At 42.2% G+C, this 7056-nt stretch carries 6 protein-coding genes; 1 reads left to right on the plus strand and 5 read right to left on the minus strand.

The genetic code is table 11. The annotated features are described in order from the left end of the window. The coding region (locus tag PX481_RS02375; RefSeq protein WP_288093491.1) for a cytochrome P450 at positions 1-393 on the plus strand (393 nt) is incomplete at its 5' end. A gap of 128 nt (positions 394-521) precedes the next feature. Here the strand turns inward: PX481_RS02375 and PX481_RS02380 are convergent. The 5 genes from PX481_RS02380 to bchI all read right to left on the minus strand — a co-directional run bounded on the left by PX481_RS02380 (position 522) and on the right by bchI (position 7055). After that, complete coding sequence (locus PX481_RS02380) at positions 522-2513, minus strand: ABC1 kinase family protein (protein ID WP_288093492.1); 1992 nt, start codon at positions 2511-2513, stop codon at positions 522-524. A gap of 121 nt (positions 2514-2634) precedes the next feature. Beyond that, positions 2635-3726, minus strand: coding sequence for a glycosyltransferase family protein (locus tag PX481_RS02385; RefSeq protein ID WP_288093493.1), 1092 nt, complete (start codon positions 3724-3726; stop codon positions 2635-2637). A 74-nt stretch (positions 3727-3800) separates the two neighbouring features. After that, complete coding sequence (locus tag PX481_RS02390; protein ID WP_002760150.1) at positions 3801-4490, minus strand: retron system putative HNH endonuclease; 690 nt, start codon at positions 4488-4490, stop codon at positions 3801-3803. Then, positions 4487-5911, minus strand: coding sequence for an AAA family ATPase (locus PX481_RS02395; RefSeq protein WP_223213012.1), 1425 nt, complete (start codon positions 5909-5911; stop codon positions 4487-4489). The genes PX481_RS02390 and PX481_RS02395 overlap by 4 nt, the downstream gene beginning before the upstream one ends. A gap of 70 nt (positions 5912-5981) precedes the next feature. Beyond that, positions 5982-7055 carry a magnesium chelatase ATPase subunit I gene (gene bchI, locus PX481_RS02400; protein WP_002760148.1) on the minus strand — a complete coding sequence of 358 codons (1074 nt, stop codon included), beginning with the start codon at positions 7053-7055 and terminating at the stop codon, positions 5982-5984. Position 7056 lies beyond the last annotated feature (1 nt).

The raw sequence follows: 7056 nt of genomic DNA on the forward strand, positions 1-7056 counted from the left end.
AAAGAAGTATTACGTTTTACTCCACCCGTGGGAGGAGGATTCCGTCGGGTAATAGAAGACTGTCAATTTAACGGTTATCATTTGCCGAAAGGATGGGTAGTGCAGTATCAAATCAGCAATACCCATAAAGATAATAATATTTATTCTCATCCTGAAACCTTTGATCCCGATCGCTTTTTAGCCGAGGAAAAACCCTACGGATATATCCCTTTTGGTGCGGGATTACGCGAATGTATAGGCAAAGAATTCGCTCGTTTAGAGATGAAAATTTTAGCCGTCCGTTTAGTACAAAAGTACGATTGGCAATTACTCCCCAATCAAGATCTCACCCTCACCTCTATCCCCACTCCTCACCCCCGGGACGGTTTACAAGTTACCTTTAAACCCCGTTAATCGGCTAGGATAAAAAAACTTTAAAAACAGTTTAACGTTTTTCTCTGAGCCGTGAAATTTATTCCACGGCCTTTATTATCGGAAATGCTCAGATTTTAATCCGTCGGTGGAACTGATCCGAACAGAGGTTAATCGGCAGCGGGTAAAGCTTTCGATAATTCTCCATTTTGCCGATGATTTGGTCTATCAAATTCGAGAACTAGGTAACGAATTAAACGCGCTAGGGATTTTTGTAGCAAACCTTCAGCAATTTTTTGTCCCATCTGTTGGGTTTCCGGTTTAGCGATTAGTTTCGTCATCACTGGCACCATAGCCATGGCATCGAATCCTTTTGTTTCCTGTAAAATAATAAAGATGTTGCGAAGATGCTCAAAACTCTTAGCATCACCCAACAATTCTGGGGGAGTTTCTTGCACCGCTAAACCCACCTGTTGCCGGAAATTAACCGTGAGATTAAACCAAGTGCGACGACCGAAGTTATCTAGCGCATTGACTAACTCATTCACTAATTTTTCGCGGATAAATATACCCCTATCTGAAAGGAGAAAATCTAACGCTTGTTCGGTGACTTTCTCGAAGTTAAAATCATTAGAATCTTTAGCATTACGCAAGAGATTTTCTAAACGATTCCAGCGAAAAGTACCGTCTTTAAACAATAAATCCCGCAGGGAATCTCGCAACTCCGTGGAAGGATCGGTGAGCAGACGTTTAGCAATGTAAGGATAGGCTTTACTCAGTACCTTAAAATTAGGATCGATGCCAATTGCTATTCCCTCTAAAGTCACCATCGAGCGAATAATCAGGGCATAATAGGCAGGAACTCGAAAGGGAAACTCATACATCATCGCCGACATTTTATCGGTGATACTTTTAAAGTTTAATTCTGCCACACTCGCCCCTAAAGCATTACCGAAAACTTCCGAAAAAGCGGGAACAATTGGCTCTAAATTGGTAGTTGGTGACAGGAAGTCTAACTTAACGTAATCCTTGGCCAAAGACTCAAAATCCCGGTTGACTAAATGCACCACCGCTTCGATTAAACCGTAGCGTTGATAGGGTTCAATATTGCTCATCATGCCGAAATCAAGATAAGCTAATTTACCGTCGGGAGTCGCTAATAAATTACCCGGATGGGGATCCGCATGGAAAAATCCGTGTTCAAGTAATTGACGCAAAGAACACTGCACCCCCACATTAACTAAGTGGGTGGCATCAATACCCTGGGCTTGAATTTCTTTGATATTAGTTAATTTTGTGCCGTCCACCCACTCCATGGTTAAAACCCGTCTCCCGGTATATTTCCAGTAGATTTTGGGGATGTAAATTTCGGCAATGTGACCATAAAGTTGAGCGAATTTTTCGGCGTTTTGTCCTTCGTGAAGATAATTAATTTCTTCAAAAATGCGACTGGCTAATTCGTCGGTAATTGCCACTAAATCGGAGCGAAGTCTTTTAATATTACCTTTCACCCAAGTCGCCAAACTACGCATGATATACACATCTAAAGTTATACAGCGAATCAAATCGGGACGCTGTACTTTAACGGCGACTCTCTCTCCGGTTTTTAATTTACCTTTGTAAACTTGTCCTAGGGAAGCGGCTGCTATGGGATTGGGGGATAATTCTGCGTAAATTTCCTCGGGAGAATAACCTAATTCTTCTTCGATAAAACGATAGGCAATTTCGTTAGGAAAAGAGGGGATTTGATCCTGGAGAGTGGTTAATTCTTCTAAATATAAAGGCGGTACTAAATCAGGCCGGGTAGAGAGAGCTTGACCGATTTTAATATAAGTGGGTCCCAATTTGGTCAACATTTCCCGCAATTGTACGGCCCGTCTAATTTCATTTTTCGGCGATTTTCCCCGCAGTTTATCCCACCAGATACCGATGAGAAAAGATAAAACCGGTAGGGCAATTTCGATTAATCTCCCCAAAACGTCTAGAGGTCGCCGACGGTAATAGTCGTTAATAACTTGGGGATTGTAGCGCCAACTCTCGGCTACGTTGTCATCCATGGGGCCAATATCTTCCCGATGCTCTTCGGGAATATGGACGGGCTGCACTTCAACGGTAATCGCTTCTGGGTTTTGCGTCTCTGGGGAGATCATCTGTTCGGACATAGTTCGGTGGCGGGGCAGGGTGATTTGTAAACTATTGTAACAAGTATCGGCTTTCTGCCCGATCTTGTTTCTGTCTCCCTAGTTCTCTGCTCAGGTTCGCCGTCAACTTTCCCCGGGAGGGTTATTGCCTCTCAAAGTATTCTACAATAGCTCTCGCTATCGATTCTGCACCATCTTTAGGCAGTTTAACCTTTAATCTGGGCGGTTGGGGGGCTTGGCGTAAAAAGTCCCAATTACCTTGAAAAAATTCTTTACTGCTAATAATTTGATGATAACTATAATCTTGGATTCCAGCCAATAAAATCGCTGATTCGGCGAAACCTTCTCGCGTCAGAGAAACAATCGGCACCTCTAATTTTAAAGCCTCGGCAAAGGTACTATATCCTGGTTTGGAAATAATTCGATCGCACAGGGGCATAAAATCCACGGGACGATAGCTCCGATCTGGTTTATCCTGTAAGCGGACTAAATTGGGCAGTTTGGGCGCGTTTTTTTCAAAAGTGATAAATTGCCAATCGGGAAAACTGGCGAGGTTATTATAGGGAATTGCTTCTAATCCTAACCCACCAAAACTCAATAAAATAGTTTTTTCTTTAGGGGTATTTAGCTTAAACTCCTGTCGCAATTGTTCTTCACTGTAGCGGGGTGTACCTCCGGTTAAACCTGCCTCGGTAACATGGGGAAATGCTGTCATTGCTTCCGCTAAAGGCAGTTTAAACAAGCGATCGCATTGATTATAACAACGACTAATCCAATCACTAATACTGGCAAATTCTTCACCCCAATCACGATAGATAAAATCCCAGCCAAAGTTACCGATCATCCAACAAGGAAGCCCCGCACTTTTGGCAATTAGTGCCGCTAAAGGCGGTAAATCGGCCACAACTAAACCTACACGATTAGTTTTAATAAAATTAACTTCACTGGCAATAATTGACCTTGATTGAGCAATTATTTGTTCTAGTTTTTCTTTAGTAGCTAATTTATCCATCGTTAAACTATCCGATTGGATTACTCCCACATCAAACCCCCGATGTCTTTGAATATATTCTCCAGATATGTAGGAATCTAATAACCAGCGCGGAGCAGTGGTGACTAATATCGGCAAAATTTCGGGATTAAGTTCAATAATATTAGCTACCACCGAAGCACTGCGGACAGCATGGCCAAAACCATGATTAGTAACGGCAAAATAAACAACAGGACGAGACATAAATAGCAAGTAAGGTGAGAATAATAAGCGATAAATTTTGTTTTTCAGACCGTAGATAATAATTACCCTTAATTTTAGGGAGGCAAATGAGGCAGGATATAAATACTAGCAAAAGCATAATATTCCGCTCCCGATTGACAAGCTTCTTGCAGTAAAGATAAAGCCTCCGAGTCTCCTTGTTTTGCTAAACGTAATAATGCTAACAATCTTTTAATATATTGACTACGATAGTTAATTAATTCTTTTCGTCCACGCATACCATTGAGATCGAACAAATCTTCAACAATTTGACCACGCCGATCCCGACCATAAACACTGGCCAATTTTGCCATTTCATCCCAAATAAATTCAAGATGTGTATTCGGATCGGTTACTCCATCCGTGGGGTCTATTAACAGAGGATTTCCTGTGATATCATCGAGAGGAAAATTTGTGCCTTTGTGATTGGCATCATTACATTTATCACAAGAAAGCAGTAAATTCTCCCAAGTAAAAGTCAGATCAGGATACTGGCTTTTTGGATAAAAATGTTCGATCGCTCCGTAAGTTACCACTGTAATCTTACTTTCACAGTAAGCGCATTTCCCATTAAACATTTTAACTAATGCGTCTTTAACTTGCGGATGACTGTATTTATTTTGTGCTTGGTTAATTTGAGCTTTAGTTGCCTTGTTGTTTGATTTTATTGATTCTAAAGCCTCTAGCCAACGAGCGGCATTTTTAGCTAATACGGGTGGCTCTGATATTCTGGTGACAGGAATCAAGATAAACGCTCCTCTAGTAAGGCATCAATTCGGGATTCTAAACTATTAGGTTGACTAATTTCGCCAAAGGGTTTAACGTCTTGAACAAATAATGACAGTTGTTCATATTCTTGCTTTTCTTCTGCTGCCAGATTTTTATTTTTACGATTTAGTTGGTGGTAACGCTTAATTTTATTTTCTGTCTCAGTGGGAAAGGTTGATTTCAAACCAAAAGCAGAACTTGTTAAAGTACGATCAACATTAGCCGCTAATTCTTTATAAGGAATTTCTACAATCTCTGATTCACCCTCTACCAGATCGATTCGTAGGGTTAAAGAATTTGGCCCTGCACCGGCAGCGATTAAAGGACTATGAGTAGCGACAAAGAATTGAAGCTTGGGAAAAACTTCCTGTAACCATCCAGCAATTTCCCTTTGCCAAGAAGGATGTAAATGAATATCTAACTCATCGATTAAGACGACTCCAGAAGCCTCTGTGGGGTTATCTAGATTGGGGAAGGATTGTAATAATCGCCAAATTAAATCTCCGGCTAAAGCAATCATACTCCGAAAACCATCGGATAAACTAATGGTTGGAACTTTTTGACCGTTAACTAGAAACTGAATCAAGGCATCGGCAGTTACTTCAGCAATTTCTACATTACCAGGTAACAGTTTAGTAATTGCTTCTTCGCCGATTTTTTTCATTTGTTTGGATTTACTATCTTCAGGATTTTTGGCTATTCGATAATCTAAATACACCATCCATCTCTCAAAAGAACTTAAAGATGTATCCTCATTAAATTGGCTGAAAAAGTTGCTAGAGCGTTTCGGAGGTTCAAGACTAGGAATGATCACTTGACTCACTCGTGTCAAACGACGGAAAGCTCCATAACCGACGGCAAACCAACCACGACTATCGGAGGCAAAAGCATTGGCTCGCAACCAACTTAAAATTTTAGTATTTTCTTCGATTAATGCTGGTTCTGTATAGGTTTGTTTGTCCTTACTGCCTCCTAACTCTAACCTTTCCTTGCCTGTAACAAAATAGGAATAAGCAAAAGTTTTTCGAGTTTTATCCGTACCAAATTTTCCCGCATCCCCATCTTCTTGATGAAGCACTGCGGTTAATTTACCCGGTGTCTTGGGATTACATATCCAACCAGTCGGACGTGGTAATAATTCTTTGGCTGCTTCTGGTCCAGCGAGCAGTAAAGCCAAAGCCTGTAAAATCGTGCTTTTTCCTACTCCATTTTCTCCCAATAAAGTGATCCAATGATAAGGTTTAGTGCGCCAATGACGTTGATTATTGGGATTACTAATAAATTTAATCTCTTGATTCTGGAAGCATTTAATGTTTTCGAGTTTTATACTTTCAACCCACATGGACATTCCCCCAGAGAATAACAGCGATCGATAAAATTCTAGCTTATTCGGCCACATCTAGCCCTTTTTGGCCTTCATCTCTAAATCCAGTCAAAAACCCTCTCTTCGGGGAGAGGGTGAATTAGATTTAGGAATTTTCTTCTAATCCAAAGACGCGATTAAAAGCTTTCAAGACTTTATAACCAGAATCGATCGATTCTAGCGGATCTTTCCGCAAACGGTGACGTAAACAGAGAACAATTACCCGACGGATATCATCTACCGTCACAGTTGTCCGTCCTTCCAAAGCGGCCAGAGCTTTAGCGGCGCGATTGGTAACGATATCGCCGCGCAATCCGTCCACGTCTAACTCGGAACAAACCTCGGAAATTTTCACCCGCAGATCATAATCAAGCTCCACAGAAGGCAAAAGATTTTGGGCCTCCACTAGCTTTCTTTGTAGTTCTTCCTGTTCTAAGTTATATTTCTCTAAAAACGAGAGGGGATTGCCATCAAATTCCGCACGCTGTTCCACGATTTTGACCCGTAGAGGTGGTTCTTTGACGGTGTGAATCTCGGCGTGCATTCCAAAGCGATCGAGCAGTTGTGGGCGCAATTCTCCCTCTTCTGGGTTGCCCGATCCCACCAAAACAAACCGGGCCGGGTGACGGATGGAAATTCCTTCCCGTTCCACCGTATTCCAACCACTAGCGGCCGAATCCAATAGCACATCGACGAGGTGATCGTCAAGTAAATTGACTTCATCCACATAGAGAATGCCGCGGTTAGCTTTGGCCAGCAACCCAGGTTCAAAAGCTTTTACCCCTTCTGACAGGGCCTTTTCGATGTCAATCGTGCCACAGACCCGATCCTCCGTCGCACCGAGGGGCAAATCTACCATAGTGACTTTTTTCTTGGCAATGGTCAACGGGATGGCCTCGTCCACCTTTTGCCGCACCTCATCGCTCATTAAATCGGGATCATTGGGGTCAGAATTAAAGGGATCGTTAGCAACTACGTCAATCTCCGGTAAAAGGTCGGCTAAAGCCCTAATTGTGGTCGATTTTCCCGTACCTCGATCCCCCATAATCATCACCCCGCCAATTTTGGGGTCGATGACGTTGAGCATTAGGGATAATTTCATTTCTTCCTGGCCGACAATAGCGGTGAAGGGAAAAACCACGCGGCGAGTTTTCGGAGGAGCTTGGGGAGTCACGGTCATA

The sequence above is a fragment of the Microcystis sp. M53603_WE2 genome, from assembly GCF_030065435.1.

What these genes read in the sequence shown, in the direction of transcription:
- PX481_RS02395 (WP_223213012.1), bottom strand. Translation starts at nt 5,911, where the DNA reads ATGTGGCCGAATAAGCTAGAATTTTATCGATCGCTGTTATTCTCTGGG.
- PX481_RS02385 (WP_288093493.1), bottom strand. Translation starts at nt 3,726, where the DNA reads ATGTCTCGTCCTGTTGTTTATTTTGCCGTTACTAATCATGGTTTTGGC.
- PX481_RS02380 (WP_288093492.1), bottom strand. Translation starts at nt 2,513, where the DNA reads ATGTCCGAACAGATGATCTCCCCAGAGACGCAAAACCCAGAAGCGATT.
- bchI (WP_002760148.1), bottom strand. Translation starts at nt 7,055, where the DNA reads ATGACCGTGACTCCCCAAGCTCCTCCGAAAACTCGCCGCGTGGTTTTT.